13 protein-coding genes are annotated in these 14,732 nt (G+C 62.5%); 9 read left to right on the top strand and 4 right to left on the bottom strand.

Features of this window, described 5'->3' with window-relative positions:
* The first annotated feature begins 96 nt into the window (after positions 1-96).
* From ACYZTK_RS05090 to ACYZTK_RS05065, 6 genes are all read left to right on the top strand, one after another.
* The gene (locus tag ACYZTK_RS05090; RefSeq protein WP_462013445.1) at positions 97-2,625 is read left to right on the top strand and encodes a TonB-dependent receptor; all 2,529 of its coding nucleotides are present in this window, start codon (positions 97-99) and stop codon (positions 2,623-2,625) included.
* A 60-nt stretch (positions 2,626-2,685) separates the two neighbouring features.
* A complete protein-coding gene (locus tag ACYZTK_RS05085; RefSeq protein WP_462013444.1) occupies positions 2,686-4,587 on the top strand; it encodes a phytase in 1,902 nt (633 codons plus the stop codon).
* 91 nt (positions 4,588-4,678) lie between these two features.
* Positions 4,679-5,389: a protein TolQ gene (gene tolQ, locus ACYZTK_RS05080; protein ID WP_462013443.1), complete on the top strand. Its 711-nt coding sequence runs from the start codon at positions 4,679-4,681 to the stop codon at positions 5,387-5,389.
* Between the two features lie 13 nt (positions 5,390-5,402).
* Entirely contained in the window at positions 5,403-5,849 is a 447-nt protein-coding gene (gene tolR, locus ACYZTK_RS05075; protein ID WP_462013442.1) for a protein TolR, read from the top strand.
* Positions 5,846-6,661, top strand: a complete 816-nt coding sequence (locus tag ACYZTK_RS05070; protein WP_462013441.1) for an energy transducer TonB — start codon at positions 5,846-5,848, stop codon at positions 6,659-6,661. Before tolR ends, ACYZTK_RS05070 begins: the two co-directional genes overlap by 4 nt.
* Positions 6,662-6,787: 126 nt before the next feature.
* Positions 6,788-7,003, top strand: coding sequence for a TOBE domain-containing protein (locus ACYZTK_RS05065; RefSeq protein WP_027921432.1), 216 nt, complete (start codon positions 6,788-6,790; stop codon positions 7,001-7,003).
* 197 nt (positions 7,004-7,200) lie between these two features.
* Here ACYZTK_RS05065 and ACYZTK_RS05060 read toward each other — a convergent pair whose 3' ends face one another.
* Genes ACYZTK_RS05060 through ACYZTK_RS05050 form a run of 3 tightly spaced genes read right to left on the bottom strand, consistent with a single transcriptional unit; the run spans position 7,201 to position 9,159 of the window.
* Entirely contained in the window at positions 7,201-7,614 is a 414-nt protein-coding gene (locus ACYZTK_RS05060) for a VOC family protein (protein ID WP_462013440.1), read from the bottom strand.
* Positions 7,615-7,661: 47 nt separating this feature from the next.
* Positions 7,662-8,321 (bottom strand): TetR/AcrR family transcriptional regulator, encoded by a 660-nt coding sequence (locus ACYZTK_RS05055; RefSeq protein ID WP_462013439.1) that lies wholly within the window; start codon positions 8,319-8,321, stop codon positions 7,662-7,664.
* Positions 8,308-9,159 carry a 3-hydroxybutyryl-CoA dehydrogenase gene (locus ACYZTK_RS05050; protein ID WP_462013438.1) on the bottom strand — a complete coding sequence of 284 codons (852 nt, stop codon included), beginning with the start codon at positions 9,157-9,159 and terminating at the stop codon, positions 8,308-8,310. Before ACYZTK_RS05050 ends, ACYZTK_RS05055 begins: the two co-directional genes overlap by 14 nt.
* 167 nt (positions 9,160-9,326) lie before the next feature.
* Here ACYZTK_RS05050 and ACYZTK_RS05045 point away from each other — a divergent pair, with 167 nt between their 5' ends.
* From ACYZTK_RS05045 to ACYZTK_RS05035, 3 genes are all read left to right on the top strand, one after another.
* A complete protein-coding gene (locus ACYZTK_RS05045; protein ID WP_462013437.1) occupies positions 9,327-10,367 on the top strand; it encodes an AraC family transcriptional regulator in 1,041 nt (346 codons plus the stop codon).
* Between the two features lie 77 nt (positions 10,368-10,444).
* Positions 10,445-11,569 (top strand): hypothetical protein, encoded by a 1,125-nt coding sequence (locus ACYZTK_RS05040; RefSeq protein ID WP_462013435.1) that lies wholly within the window; start codon positions 10,445-10,447, stop codon positions 11,567-11,569.
* Between the two features lie 47 nt (positions 11,570-11,616).
* Positions 11,617-13,431 carry an ABC transporter ATP-binding protein gene (locus ACYZTK_RS05035; RefSeq protein WP_462013434.1) on the top strand — a complete coding sequence of 605 codons (1,815 nt, stop codon included), beginning with the start codon at positions 11,617-11,619 and terminating at the stop codon, positions 13,429-13,431.
* 299 nt (positions 13,432-13,730) lie between these two features.
* On the opposite strand, the gene ACYZTK_RS05030 is transcribed toward ACYZTK_RS05035, so the two are convergent.
* Positions 13,731-14,729, bottom strand: coding sequence for an NAD(P)H-quinone oxidoreductase (locus tag ACYZTK_RS05030; protein WP_462013433.1), 999 nt, complete (start codon positions 14,727-14,729; stop codon positions 13,731-13,733).
* Positions 14,730-14,732 lie beyond the last annotated feature (3 nt).

Genomic DNA, 14,732 nt, shown 5'->3' with positions numbered 1-14,732 from the left:
ACCCCTGTCACAGAACCGTCATCCCTCGACCCTAGCTTGCCCTCCCAGTTGCCGGGCCACTTGCCTGGCGTTATCGGATCCTGGGGGAGGACATTCATGTACAAGCGCAGCAGCACGGCCGGGTTGGTCGGTTTCACGCTCACCGCACTGGCCATGGCGATTGCCAGCGAACGCCTGAGTGCCGCCGAATCAGCGACCACCACTGAGCACGTACAGGTCGTGGGGCAGGCGGCGAGCATCGACCAGGCGCTCAAGGAACAGCGCAGCGCCGACAGCATCAAGAGCGTGGTGCACGCCGACGGCATGGCTCAGCTCCCCGACGAAAACGTCGCCGAAGCAGTACAGCGCCTGCCCGGGGTCAGTGTCGAGCGTGACCAGGGCGAAGGCCGATTTGTCAGCGTGCGGGGCCTGGGGCCGGACCTCAACAGCGTGACCATCAACGGCACGCTGGTGCCTTCGCCGGAAAGCGAACGCCGGGCGGTGGCCCTGGACGTGTTGCCTTCGGAACTGGTGCAGTCGTTGTCGGTGATCAAGACCCTGACCCCGGACATGGACGCCAACTCCCTGGGCGGCACCGTCGATGTGCAGAGCCTCTCGGCCTTCGATCACCAGGGCCTGTTCTATACCGGCAGCACCGAAGCGAGCTACGACAAGAACACCCACCAGACCAGCCCGAAATTCTCCGGCGCCGCCAGTAATCGCTTCAGCCTCGGCGACGGCATCGACAACTTCGGCGTCGCCGCGGCATTGAGCTGGCAGAAGCGCGATTTCGGCTCGGACAACGTCGAAACCGGAGGCGCCTGGGACTTCGAACAGGGCGCCCGGTTGCAGGAGTTCGAACAGCGCGACTACGACATCAGTCGCGAACGAGCCGGCGGCGGGTTGAACTTTGATTACAAACCCGACGACCTCAGCAGCTACTACCTGCGCACGCTCTACAGCCGCTACAAGGACAGCGAAACGCGCAACTCCACCGCGTTCGAGTTCGCCGATCCGCTGGCCGCTGGTGAGACCGGCGATACCGAAGCTTCACGCAAACTCAAGCAGCGCGAAGAGACCCAGGAAATCCAGTCCTACGTGCTTGGCGGCGAGCGCCTGTTCGGGCTCTGGACCCTCAGCGGGCAGGCCGGTTACAGCCGCTCCAGCGAGGACAGCCCGGGCCACATCGCCAACGCCGAGTTCGATGGCGTCGACGACTTTGCCGACAGCGGTTTCTACGACAACGACAAGCCGCGTCCGATCATTGGCCAGGGCTTCTACAACCCGGCCAATTTCAGCCTCGACAAGGTCGATTGGGAGAAGCAGCGCACAACCGACACCGAGAAAAACCTGCGCCTGGACCTGGCCCGCGACTACGACTTCAAGGGCTATGCGTCCCAGGTCAAATTCGGCGGCAAGGTCAGCCGCCGCAACAAGGACAACGACCTCGACGCCTGGGTCTATGAAGACTTCGACGACCTGGGATTCAACGACCAGCAACTCAACCTCACGCAGTTCCAGAAGGGCACCGTTGACTATAGCCTGGGTCGCTTCGGGCCGGGCATCAGTGGCAGCGAGATCAAGAATTTGATCGGTGGGCTCAATCGTGACGATTTCTATGACGAGACCGAATCGCGGGTCAACGACTTCAAGATCAGCGAAGACATCAACGCCGGTTACCTGATGAACACCATCGACATCGATGACTGGCGCTTCATTGCCGGCATGCGCTACGAGGGCACCGAGTTCGAAGCCAAGGGCACCGGCGCCACCGATGGCGAGTTCCAGGCCACCGACACCAAGCGCCGATATCACCACTGGTTGCCGGGGCTGCATGCACGTTATCAACTGGACAAGAACACCCAGGTGCGCGCGGCCTGGACCAAGTCCGTGGTGCGCCCGACCTTCGGCCAGTTGGCACCGGGGTTTGTAATTGACGATGACGAAGCGACCTTCGGTAATCCTGACCTCAAGCCCCTGGAGTCGAGCAACCTCGACCTCGGCATTGAGCACTTCATGGGGCGTGCGGGCACCGTCTCGGCATTCGTGTTCTACAAGGACATCCAGAACTTCGTCTACAACACCGACCTCGCCGGTACCGGTGCCTGGGTCGACTTCACCGAGGCGCACACCTTCGCCAACGGCGACAGCGCCAAACTCTACGGCCTGGAACTGGCCTACTCGCAAAAATTCGACTGGCTGCCCGCACCATGGAACGGCCTGTTGATTGGGGCCAACACCACCTTCAGCCGCTCCGATGCCGAGATCAAGGGCTTCGATGCGGCCACCGGTACCAACAGCAAGCGCAGCATCGATCTGCCGAGCCAGTCCGACACCGTTGGCAACCTGACGGTGGGTTGGGAAGACGACAAGCTGAGCCTGCGCCTCTCGGCCAACTACAAGTCCGATTACCTCTACGAACTGGCGTCGATCAACGACAAGGCCCACGACCTGCACGTCGACGCCCAGACCTTCGTCGATTTCAGCGCGCGTTATTCGCTGACCAAGGACCTGCAAGTGAGCTTCGAAGCGCAGAACCTCACGGACGAATCGTACTTCGTCTACACCGGGCACCGGGCCTACAACGGCCAGTATGAAGAGTACGGCCCGACGTTCAAGGTCGGCCTGACCTTCACCCATTTCTAAGCCCGGGGTGGCAGCCGTGGCTGCCGCCGTTTGCACGCACGACAAGGACTTTGCCCGTTCATGAGTATTTTTTTATCACCCAGCCGTTGCCTGCTCGCCGCATTGATCAGCCTGAGCGCCAGCCAGGCCCTCGCTGTGGACCTGGCACTCACGCCCTGGGCGCCGAACCTCAAGGTCGACGCCTTGGCTTTCCTGCCTGCGGGTTCCGAACGCTTGGCCGTCAGCCAGCGCGATGGCTTGCTGCTGCTCGACGCGAAGGGCGCAGAACTGGCGCGCCTGCAGGGTTCGTTCAGTGGCGTCGACAGCCGCACTTTGGGCAGCAACGTGCTGGTCGCCAGCCTCGACAATACCCGCCAGCAAGCGCTGCTGGTCAGCCTCGATGCGAACAAACGCAGCTGGGGCCAGCCGGTCTATCTGCCGGCCCGGGACTACCCGGTGAATAACCTGTGCCTGTATCGCGACGAGGCCAGCAACCTGTTCCTGTTCCTGGTAGGCGAGGAGGGCAAGGGCGAGCAGTGGCTGGTGGGCAGCGGCACCACTCTCGATGCGCAGCCGCAACGGGTGCGCGGCTTGCCGCTGCCACCGTCGGCGACGGACTGCCGGGTCGACGACGCTGCCCATCAGTTGGTGGTCAATGAGGAGAACGTCGGCTGGTGGGCCTATCCGGCACCTCCGGAAGCCGATGTAAGGCGCAGTCCCATTGACTTGCGTGAGCCTTTCGGCGCGATCAAGCACAGCGCGGGCGCGATGGCGCTGGTGCCGGGAGGTGTGCTTGGGCTCGATCCGAAAGCCGCGCAATTGCACCTCTATCAGCAGCAGGGCGAGCGCTGGTTGGCCAAGGCCAGCATCACCCTGCCGGGTTTGAAAGAAGCGGAAAACCTCGACGTGCGCGCGACGGCCAAGGGCCTTGAACTGATGGTGCGTGACGATGACGACGGCCGCCTGTACCACGGCGAACTCGACTGGCAGGCCATTGCGGCCGATCAACCTCAGGTGCTGCCGACCGTGCAAGCCAGCCGCCAGACTGACCCGGTGGGGCGCCAGGGCGATGCCGCCGACGATCCGGCGATCTGGATTCATCCGCAGCAACCGGGCTTGAGTCGGGTGCTCGGCACCAACAAGAAGCAGGGCCTGCTGGCCTATGACCTGCAGGGCAAATTGCTTCAGGAATTGCCGGTAGGGCGGCTGAACAACGTCGACGTGCGGCCGAACTTCAAGCTGGGTCAACAGACCGTCGACCTGGCCGTGGCGAGCAATAGAGATCACAACAGCCTGAGCCTGTTCAGCATCGATCGGCAAAGCGGTGAGCTGCGTGAGGCCGGGGAGATCGCCACGCCGCTCAAGGAAATCTACGGCATCTGCCTGTTCCAACCGGCCAGTGGCGAGCTGTTCGCCATCGCCAATGGCAAGGACGGTACCTTCCTGCAATACCGCTTGAGCGCGCCAAACGGCACGGTCCAGGGCGAGCTGGTGCGCCAGTTCAAGGTCGACAGCCAGCCCGAAGGTTGTGTTGCCGACGATCAGCGCCAGCGCTTGTTCCTCGGCGAAGAAGACGTCGGCGTCTGGGCGGTAGATGCCCGCGCCGATCAACCGGCGACCCTCAGCAGTGTGATCAAGGTCGGCACGCAGTTGCATGCCGATGTCGAAGGACTGGCGCTGTATCAGAGCGCCGGCAATGACTATCTGGTGGTCTCCAGCCAAGGCAACGATAGCTACCTGGTGCTCGATGCACAGCCGCCATTTGCTTCCCGCGGCGCGTTCCGTGTCGGCCTGAATGCTGCCTTGGGCATCGACGGCGCTTCGGAAACCGATGGCCTGGAGGTCACTTCGGTCAACCTCGGCGGGGCCTGGAGCAACGGCATGCTGGTGGTGCAGGACGGCCGCAAACGCATGCCCGAGCAAACCCAGAACTTCAAATTCGTACCCTGGGCCGAGGTCACCAAAGCCCTGAAGTTGCCCTGAGCCGTCATCACCCTGTCATCTCACTTTCATCGAATAGCTCAACGGCCGCCGCGCATCGACGGCCCGCGAGCGCCAGACCAGGAGTTTCACCATGCAGGCCACACTCGAACACATGACGATCTGGGGGCTGATCAGCGACGCGAGCCTGTTGGTCAAGGCGGTCATGCTTATCCTGCTTCTGGCGTCACTGCTCAGCTGGTACCTGATCATCCTGCGCAGCAGCGTACTCAAGCGTCGCGAACAGCAGTTGAATGGTTTCATGCAACGCTTTCGCGGCACGCCGGACCTGCTGGCGCTGTACCGCGAGACGGCAAAAAACACTGACAGCGAAGCCGGCGTCGAGTCGATTTTCCAGGCCGGGCTGCAGGAGTTCAATCACCTCAACCAGCACTCGGGCAATGCCCCGGACGTGGTCCTCGAAGGTGTGGAGCGGGCGCTGTATGTCGCCATCAGCGAGCAGGAAGTATGCCTGGAAAAGGGTCTGCAGTTCCTCGCCACGGTCGGTTCGGTCAGCCCTTACATCGGCCTGTTCGGCACCGTGTGGGGCATCATGAATTCCTTCCTCGGGCTGTCGCAGGTTCAGCAGGCGACCTTGTCCACCGTCGCCCCGGGCATTGCCGAAGCACTGATCGCCACGGCCATCGGCCTGTTCGCGGCAATCCCTGCAGTGATCGCCTACAACCGCTTTTCTTCCCGCAGCCAGACCTTGCTGACGCGCTACTACGCCTTCGCCAACGAGCTGCAGGTGCGCCTGCATCGCAAGCTGCATGGCGCGCCGATGAACCTGGCGGCTGCCGCCTGAAAGGAGAGTGCTCATGTTGGTCAGACCGCAACGCAAACACGGGCCCAAGGCCGAGATGAACGTGGTGCCGTACATCGATGTGATGCTGGTGCTGCTGGTGATCTTCATGGTCACCGCGCCGATGCTCACCCAGGGCGTGAAAATCGAATTGCCCAAAGTCGCCAGCGAAGCCCTGGCCAATGACAGCCGTCAGCAGATCCTCACGCTGTCGGTGAAAGCCGAGGGGGGCTATTACTGGAATCTTGGCGGCGAACTCGACACGCGCAACCAGACTGACAGTGCCGTGACGCTTGAAGACATGCAGGCGAAGGTCGCGCAGGTGGTCGCGGAGCGGCGCGACACCCAGGTCTATATCCGCGCCGACAAGGACGCCGGCTACGGCAGCGTGGTCGCGGCCATGGCGGCCTTGCAACAGGGTGGGGTGAGTAACCTCGGGCTGGTGACTGAGGCACCGCAATGACTGCGATGACGTTGCACAGTCCTTATCTGACCGCTGCGGCCGTTGATCGCAGTGGATTGTGGCGCAACGGGTTGGCAGCGAGCCTTGCAGTCGGCGTGCATGTAATTGTGCTGGTTTTGCTGGTACGTGGCTGGGCGATCGAAACTCCCGCGGTCGAGCAGCCGGCCGTACTGCGCACGCAGCTGGTGATTCTTGCGCCGACGCCTGAGGTGCCGGTGCCACAGGCGCCGCCTGAGCCAATGCCTGCGGTGGTGCAACCTGAGCCGGTGGTTGCGGCCTCAGCTCCAGCCCCGGCCCCGGTCAAGCCTGCAGTCGATCCGCAGATTCAAGCGCAGAAACTGCAGCAGGCTGCGTTGGCGCGCAAGCGGGTCGAGGACAACAAGCGTGAGCTGCAGGCTGTGCAACAACGCCAGCGCCTTGAGTCGGATGTGCGTAACCGTGACGCCGAACAGCGCCTGGCGCAGCAGCAAGCGCAGCAGGCCGAACAGGCGCGCCTGAGTGCCGAGCGGACCCGTCAGCAGGCGGCCCAGGCTGCGGCCGACAGTCGCCAATATCTGCCGTTGAGCAAGGAGGCGCCGGACTATCCGCAGCGTGCGCTGGACAAGAACCTCGAGGGCGATTGCACGGTGGAGTACACGGTCAGTCCCCAGGGCAAGGTTGAAAATCCGAAGGTGCTGGATGGCTGCCACCCGATGTTCATGCGGCCCTCACTGGTCGCTGCCGAGACGTTCCGTTATCAGCCACGGATGATTGATGGCAAGGCGGTAGCGGTGCCGGCGGTGCGCAATACCTTTCATTACCGGATCAAATGATTTTTCTTATTCCTTAAAGATATAGATAGATAATTATATATTCCTTTTAATGTTGGTCTGCGCAGTGCACTTTGGGGGCCTGCACATGTGTGCCAATCGACCAGACCTCAGACAGGAAGCCTTTACATGACTATCAAAGCGATCAACGTGCGGAACCAGTTCAAGGGCGTCATCAAGGAGATTGTCCAGGGTGAGGTGGTGTCCGAGATTGATGTGCAGACGGCTTCCGGGATTGTCACTTCGGTGATTACCACTCGGTCGGTGCGGGATCTGGAGCTGAAGGTGGGGAGTGAGGTGATTGCTTTTGTTAAGTCAACTGAGGTTTCGATTGCCAAGCTTTGATGGGTGTTGGATGGCGCTCGTTTGAATCGCGCGCGCACCCGAACTCTCCCCTGTGCCCCCTGTAGGAGCTGCGGAGTGAAACGAGGCTGCGATCTTTTGATCTTGTTCTTAAAATGGGCCGGATCAAAAGATCGCAGCCTCGTTTCACTCGACAGCTCCTACACAGCTCCTACACAGCTCCGGCAGGTGGGTGGCAATCACTGCTCCTTCTCACAATTCACCATCCACGCCACGCCAAACCGATCCTGCAACATGCCAAAGCGCACCGCCCAGAACGTCGCTTCCAGCGGCATCTGCACGCTGCCGTCCTCTGCCAATGCATTAAACACCCGCTCGGCCTCGGCGATGCTGTCGACGTTCAGCGAGATCGAGCAGCCGGCCATGTCATCCGTGGGGCGGTCAGGGGTGGTGTCCGAGCCCATGATGGCCTGGTCTCCGACCGACAGCCGGGTGTGGATAATCAGGTTGTGCAGGTCCGCGGGCACCTGTTCGCGTGCGGGGCTTTCACCGAAGGTCATCATCACGTCGAGGCTGCCTTTGAGCGCCTGGGCATAGAAAGTGAACGCGGCTTTGCAGTCGCCATTGAAGATGAGATAGGGATTGATTTTCATGATTCGGCTCCCGGTCGTGGAAAAATATCGACCCGGGTAGCAAAGCGCTAAATCGCGGCGAGTGCCGAGGTTTTTTTAGATGTTTTTCCTATCGATGAAGCGAGGCTTATTGCCTCACTGCTGCGACGCGGCGCCAGCAGGCGCTCGATGGCGCCGCTGACCATATTCTCCAGTAGCTCATCGCGCTCGGTTTCATCCAGCAGGTGGTGGGTCAGCCAGGTGGGCGCGCTGTTGAGCAGCGCGGCGATGGCGTGTCCCGCGGCGAGCATGCCCTGATCGCTGAAGCGCGAGCGCACTCCGAGGATTTTCAGCAGTTTGCGCTCGTACTGCTCGCGCAGTTGCTGGACCCGCGCCTGCTGTTCCTCATTCAGGCAGCCGCTGTCCCGCTCCACCAGGCGGAAATGCCAGGGCATGTCCTCATGCAGGTTCAGGTGGGCGCGGATCAGGCTGCTGAGCCGCTCGCGCTTGGCAACAGCCTTCTGTTCGACCCGTCCCAACGTGGCCAGCAGCTCTTCATAGAACTCCTCGATCAGGTCGAGGAGCAAGTGCTGCTTGCTCGGGTAGTGGTGATACAACGAGCCCGGAGCGAGCCCCAGGCACGTGGCGAGTTCGCGCATGCCGACCTGGCCGAAACCCTTGCTGGCGAACAGCTCCAGCACCTTGTCGCGGTATTCGGCAAAACGTGAACAGCGCTCAGGCATAGGCATGGAAGCCACGCCCCGTTTTGCGTCCAAGGTAGCCGGCGGCGACCATTTCCTTGAGCAGTGGCGCGGGGCGGTATTTGCTGTCGTTGAAACCTTCGTAGAAAGCTTCAAGAATCGCCAAAACGGTGTCCAGGCCGATCAGGTCCGCCAGTGCCAGCGGGCCGATGGGCTGGTTGCAGCCCAGGCGCATGCCGGCGTCGATGTCGTCGGCGCTGGCCAGGCCTTCCTGGAACACCAGGATGGCTTCGTTGATCATCGGCACCAGAATCCGGTTGACCACGAAGCCCGGACGGTTGCCGGCGGTGATCGCGGTCTTGCCCAGGGTGGTCGCCATGTCCAGCGCCAGGGCGTGGGTCGCGTCGCTGGTTTGCAGACCGCGGATCACTTCGATCAGGCCCATCACCGGCACCGGGTTGAAGAAGTGCAGGCCGATGAACCGCTCGGGCTGGCTGACGCTGGCAGCCAGTTGAGTGATGGACAGCGACGAGGTGTTGGAGGCAATCACGCACTCGCTGGCCACTTGTGCGGCGATCTGTTGCAGCACCCGCAGTTTCAGGTCGAGGTTTTCCGTGGCTGCTTCGATCACCAGTTGCACCGTCTGCAGGCTGCTGTACTCGGTGCTGGTGCGGATCCGCGCGAGGGTCGCGAGCTTGTCGGCTTGGCTGAGGGTTTCCTTGGCCACTTGCCGATCGAGGTTTTTGCCCACCGTGGCGACAGCCTTTTGCAGGGCGCTCTCGCTGATGTCGAGCAAGATCACGTTGAAACCCGCCTGGGCACATACCTGGGCGATGCCGTTGCCCATGGTGCCCGCGCCGATCACGCCAATATTTTGCAGATCCATGTTCCAGTCCTTGCGCTCAAAACCGTGCGATACCTTGGCCGCGACGGCGGCCGAAAGCGTACTATTGGCCGCGAGTCTAGAGCGGGCAGGGCGCTTGTCCTATGCCACAACTGTTCAACGCAACTGGTGTTTTTTGCCATTCGAATACTGGGGAGTGAAGCGTTCACATGCGGGAAAAGGATTCGGTTGCCGCCTACTTTGTCCAAGCCATGGTCCAGGCGCTGGGCGCTGATCCGTTGCGCCGGGATGCTGCGCTGCAACTGGCGGGTATTGACCCTGCGCTGATCGAGCAGCCGACGGCGCGAGTCCCGGCCAGCGCATTTGCCGCGCTGTGGCTGATCCTGATCCGCGAGCTGGACGACGAGTTCTTCAATCTCGACTCCCACGGCATGCCGCCGGGCGCCTTCGCCCTGATCTGCCGGGCGCTGATTCAGGAGCCCGACCTGCACAAAGCCATGCGTCAGTGCCTGGCCAATTTCGGCCTGTTCCTGCGCGACTTTCGCGGCACGCTGACGGTACGGGGCAAGCGCGCCGTCATCAGCCTGGAGTCCCGGGCGAAAGACGCCGATGTCAGCCGGTTTGGCGAAGAGACGTTCCTGGTGTTGATGATCAGCCTGCTGTGCTGGCTCGGAGGACGGCGTATCCCGATCGACCGTGCCGACTTTCGCCATGCTCGGGTCGCCCTGAGCGATGACCGACTGCTCTGGGGTCCCAACCTGACGTTCGGCGCCGAGCGCACCGAGATCGAGTTCGCCAGCCATTACCTGCGCCTGCCCGTGGTCCAGGATCTGGCGTCGCTGAAAGTCTTCCTGCGCACTGCGCCGCAGTGGCTGGTGATCCGCTTTCGCAATCAGCACGGCCTGGCTGCGCAAGTTCATCAGCGCTTGCGCAACAGTCACTACAGCGACTGGCCGACCCTGCAGGCTTTCGCCCTGGAACAACACCTGAGCCCCAGCACCTTTCGCCGCAAACTCGAACGCGAAGGTTGTTCGTATCAGGAAATCAAGGACGAAGTACGCCGCGGCGTGGCGTTCGAGCAGTTGCGCGAGAGCCGCGCGAGTGTTGGCGACATTGCCGAGCGCCTGGGTTTCCAGGAGCCCAGCGCGTTTCATCGGGCGTTCAAGAAGTGGACCGGGGAGAGTCCGGGCAAGTACCGGGCACGGTTTCAGGGTGGCGCGGCGAAAGATCTGACAGACGCTTCTGATTAAGCGTCACCCCGATGTTTTCCGCTGTTTCGGCCTGTACAGTCGTAGCGCCTGACCCCATGGAACTGGAGCCTGCCGCCGTGACCGATATCGAAAACATCCCCCCACGAACTGCCACCCCCGACCGTTTCAAGCAACTGAGCCAGTTTCTGTTGTGGCTCAACGAACGCGCCTGGCCGCTGACCGTGGGCATCCTGCTGATGTCCGGGGTGTACCTTTACCAGTACATCCAGGAAGAAAAAATCCCGCTGAGCATCACCTCGTCGGCGGTCATCACCGCGCTGCCGGTGATGTCCGCGATACTGGTGTTCATCATCACGATCCTGGTGGCGTTCGTCCTGTTGCCGATCTTCGTGCTGTTTCACAAACTCAACGATTCGGACCGACGCCTGAGTGACGAGCTCACCCTGGGCCGAGCCTCCCCGGAACAACGCAAACGGCATATCCGCATGTTGGGGCGCTGGGCCGCCAGCCTGTTGGTGCTTGGGACGTTCTGCGCATTGCTGAGCGCAATCGGTTCCCAGGTTTCCGGCACCTGGTACTGGACCCTCGCCGCAGTCGTCGGCACGGTGCTGACCATCGCCGTCTACTACTGGCTGATGACGCTGGGCATCGACGGCCCGATGTCGATGGATTTTCGCTTTGCCTGCCTGATGTCGGCCTTTGTGCAGATGGGCGTGATACTCAACGTCACCATCATCGCGATCGACATCGCCGGCCGTTATGTGAGCAATCTGTGGTGGCTGGTGCCGCTGATGCTGGGTGAAGTGTTGGTGCTGTGGATCATCCAGCTGCTGGGTGCCCTGTTCGTGGTGAAGATGCGCAGCCACGACAATCCGCTGGCCCTGGTCGCTTGTGCGGTATTGGTGCTGGTCGTGGTGCTGGGCATGTATCCGGGGTCGGGCGCCAAGCTGGGCGGGTTCGCCTTTCAGGTGTCCGCCTCCGGCGCGCGCAATTGTACGATCGTGAATTTCGGCCCCGAGAGCAAAGGATTCGAAGCCATCACCGATCCCGCCAGACCGGGTTTCAGTCGCCCGCTGCGGGTGATTGCCGAAGCCGACGGCACCTACTTTGTGCGTTTGTGGAAGTCCGATTCCAAGGCCGTGCAGTTTGTCCCCCGCGCCGGGCTGGTAGGCGTGGATGTGTGCCCGGGCGATAAGACGAAAACCGCAGCCGCCACAGTGACCGCCCCGACCTCTGGCTGAAGTACCATGGCGTATTCACGCCATTACCACGCCGGGTCCAGCGCCGTATGCCAGTTGCTCTCAACCGCGTCACCGCATTGCTCGACCAGGCCCGCCGCGCCTTGCTGCTGGTCTGGGGCACCTCTCGCGCATTGTTCATTGGCCTGGTCATCGCCACCCTGATCGCCGGTGTGCTGCCGGCGCTGGCCGCCTGGCTGGGCCAGCGCATCGTCGATGCGGTGGTGTTCGCCATGAATCTGCATGCGCAGCAGGGCAGTGCGCCGTTGTGGCCAGTGGTGCGTTACGTGTTGTTCGAGGCCGGCGTGCTCGCGCTGCTGTCGGCGACCCAGCGGGCGCTGTCGGTGCAGCAGTCGCTGTTGCGGGTGCAGTTGGGGCAGAAGGTCAACACCATGATTCTGGAGAAAGCCCAGACCCTGTCCCTGGTGCAATTCGAGAATTCCGAGTTCTACGACAAGCTGGTGCGGGTGCGACGCGAGGCGTCGACCCGGCCGCTGGCACTGGTGATGAAGTCGTTGGGGCTGATCCAGAACCTGATCGTGCTGATCAGCTTCGGCGTGTTGCTGGTGCATTTTTCGCCCTGGGCCCTGGTGCTGCTGGTGGTGGGGGCGTTGCCGGTGTTCTTCGCCGAGGCGCATTTTTCCGGGGACGCCTTTCGCCTGTTCACCCGCCGCGCGCCGGAGAGCCGGCAGCAAAATTACATCGAGACGCTGCTGTCCCACGAGGCCTACATCAAGGAGGTCAAGCTGTTCGGCTTCGCGCCGCTGCTGTTGCAGCGCTACCGCGACACCTTCGCCCGGCTCTACGCCGAGGACCGACGCCTGACCCTGCGCCGCGATGGCTGGGGGTTTGTCCTTGGCCTGCTGGGCACCGGCGCGTTTTACCTGGCGTATGCCTGGGTAGTGGTCGATGCCGTGCATGGCAGCATCACCCTCGGCCAGATGACCATGTACCTGGTGCTGTTCAAGCAGGGGCAGACAGCGGTGAGCAGCAGCCTCAGCGCCATCAGTGGTCTCTACGAAGATGGTCTGTACCTGTCGAACCTGTATGAATACCTGGCGGAGCCGGTGCTGATCGACAGCGGCCACCTGACCGTGGGCGCGGTGCCGGGCGATGGCTTGCGCTTCGAGAACGTCGGTTTCCGTTACCCGGGGGCGAGTCGCCCGGCCCTGGAAGGCATCGACCTGCACTTGGTGCCGGGTCATAGCGTGGCTTTGGTGGGGGAGAACGGATCAGGCAAGACCACCCTGATCAAGCTGCTGGCGCGTCTGTATCGTCCGGATCAGGGGCGGATTCTGCTCGACGGCAGCGATCTGCAAATGTGGCAGGAAGAGGCGCTGCGCCGGCGCATCGGGGTGATTTTCCAGGACTACATCCGCTACCAGTTTACCGTCGGTGAAAACATCGGAGTTGGCGATACCCAGGCGTTCGGCGATGAACAGCGTTGGCAGGCAGCGGCCAGTGAAGGCATGGCCGCGCCGTTCATCGACAAGCTCGATCGTGGGTATGCGACGCAACTGGGGCGCTGGTTCGCCGGCGGCCAGGAGCTGTCTGGCGGGCAGTGGCAGAAAATCGCCTTGTCCCGCGCCTACATGCGCCGCGACGCCGATATCCTGATCCTCGACGAGCCGACTTCGGCCCTCGATCCGGCGGCCGAAGCGGCAGTGTTCGAGCACTTCAGCGAACACACTGAAGGGCGCATGACCCTGCTGATTTCCCACCGGTTTTCCAGCGTGCGCAATGCCGACCACATCATCGTTCTCGACCAGGGGGCGATTCTCGAACGGGGTGACCACGCCAGCCTGGTGGCGGCCGATGGGCGCTATGCGCAGCTGTTCCATCTGCAGGCCCAGGGTTACCGCTAGGCCTCAGGAATCGTGAGCAGCCCGGGTGACGGCGGGGCCGGCCATCTGCGGCGGATGCGAAACAGCAGCTCGCGCTCGTTGTGCTGCAGCACCCCGCAACCCACGGCAAGCCGACCACCAGCACGGCCATGCACAGCAGCGCCAGCCAGACCTGTGGGAGCGGCGCTGGCCGCGACCCCCGGGCCTGGCATAGATCCACTGTGGGAGCGGGCTTGCTCGCGAAAGCGGTAGGACATCCACCATCCATGTGGCCTGACACGGCCCCTTCGCGAGCAAGCCCGCTCCCACAGGGGGTGTGGTCAGTCCACTTGCAACACAATCTTGCCGATATGATCCCCGGCCTCCATCCGCGCATGGGCCTGGGAGGCGTCGGCCAGGGCAAACACCTGGTCGATCATCGGTACGCACCGCCCGGCGGCCAGTACCGGCCAGACGTACTCGCGCAGCTGTTCGGCAATCGAGGCCTTTTCCTCGCGGGTGCGCGCACGCATCAAGGAGCCGGTGATGGTCGCGCGCTTGCCAAGGATCGCCGTCAAGTCGACATCATTGGCCTTCGCCCCACCCAGAAAACCCAGCATCACCAGGCGCCCGTCCATACCCAGTGCCGCGACGTTCTGGTTCAGGTACGAACCACCCATGATGTCGAGAATCACATTCACGCCTTTGCCGGCGGTGTTGTCCTGGATGACCTGAACAAAATCCTGATCGCGATAATTGATCGCCTCGGCCCCCAGCTTACGAATCGCCGCGCACTTTTCCTCGCTGCCCGCCGTGGCGAAGGCCTTGACCCCGAACTCGCGGCAGAGCATCAGGGCAGTGGTGCCGATCCCGCTGGTGCCGCCATGAATCAGCGCGCGCTGGCCCTTGTTGGCGCCGCCGATATCGAACAGGTTGGCCCACACGGTAAAAAACGTTTCCGGGACAGCCGCAGCGTGAATCCAGTCCATGCCGTCTGGAATCGGCAACGTCTGGCTGGCCGGCACCACGCAATATTGTGCATAGCCACCGCCGTTGGTCAGCGCGCAGACTCGGTCGCCCAGGATGAACTCGTTGACGCCTGCACCGATCGCCACCACTTCGCCCGCCACTTCCAGCCCCGGAATCGGGCTCATGCCAGGCTTCATCGGATACTTGCCGGAGCGTTGAATCACATCGGGGCGGTTGACCCCGGCGGCATGCACGCGAATCAACACTTCGCCCGCAGCCGCCGTCGGCACCGGCTCCTGGCGCGGCTGCAAGACCTCAGGTCCGCCAGGCTGGGTGATTTCGATCAAGGTCATGGTCTGAGGCAAGGGCATGTC

It is taken from the genome of Pseudomonas sp. LB3P31, assembly GCF_054897945.1.
This window is presented reverse-complemented; position numbering and strand designations above follow the sequence as displayed.

What these genes read in the sequence shown, in the direction of transcription:
- ACYZTK_RS05035 (WP_462013434.1), top strand. Translation starts at nt 11,617, where the DNA reads ATGCCAGTTGCTCTCAACCGCGTCACCGCATTGCTCGACCAGGCCCGC.
- tolR (WP_462013442.1), top strand. Translation starts at nt 5,403, where the DNA reads ATGTTGGTCAGACCGCAACGCAAACACGGGCCCAAGGCCGAGATGAAC.
- ACYZTK_RS05065 (WP_027921432.1), top strand. Translation starts at nt 6,788, where the DNA reads ATGACTATCAAAGCGATCAACGTGCGGAACCAGTTCAAGGGCGTCATC.
- ACYZTK_RS05050 (WP_462013438.1), bottom strand. Translation starts at nt 9,159, where the DNA reads ATGGATCTGCAAAATATTGGCGTGATCGGCGCGGGCACCATGGGCAAC.
- ACYZTK_RS05030 (WP_462013433.1), bottom strand. Translation starts at nt 14,729, where the DNA reads ATGCCCTTGCCTCAGACCATGACCTTGATCGAAATCACCCAGCCTGGC.
- tolQ (WP_462013443.1), top strand. Translation starts at nt 4,679, where the DNA reads ATGCAGGCCACACTCGAACACATGACGATCTGGGGGCTGATCAGCGAC.
- ACYZTK_RS05055 (WP_462013439.1), bottom strand. Translation starts at nt 8,321, where the DNA reads ATGCCTATGCCTGAGCGCTGTTCACGTTTTGCCGAATACCGCGACAAG.
- ACYZTK_RS05090 (WP_462013445.1), top strand. Translation starts at nt 97, where the DNA reads ATGTACAAGCGCAGCAGCACGGCCGGGTTGGTCGGTTTCACGCTCACC.
- ACYZTK_RS05070 (WP_462013441.1), top strand. Translation starts at nt 5,846, where the DNA reads ATGACTGCGATGACGTTGCACAGTCCTTATCTGACCGCTGCGGCCGTT.
- ACYZTK_RS05060 (WP_462013440.1), bottom strand. Translation starts at nt 7,614, where the DNA reads ATGAAAATCAATCCCTATCTCATCTTCAATGGCGACTGCAAAGCCGCG.
- ACYZTK_RS05085 (WP_462013444.1), top strand. Translation starts at nt 2,686, where the DNA reads ATGAGTATTTTTTTATCACCCAGCCGTTGCCTGCTCGCCGCATTGATC.
- ACYZTK_RS05045 (WP_462013437.1), top strand. Translation starts at nt 9,327, where the DNA reads ATGCGGGAAAAGGATTCGGTTGCCGCCTACTTTGTCCAAGCCATGGTC.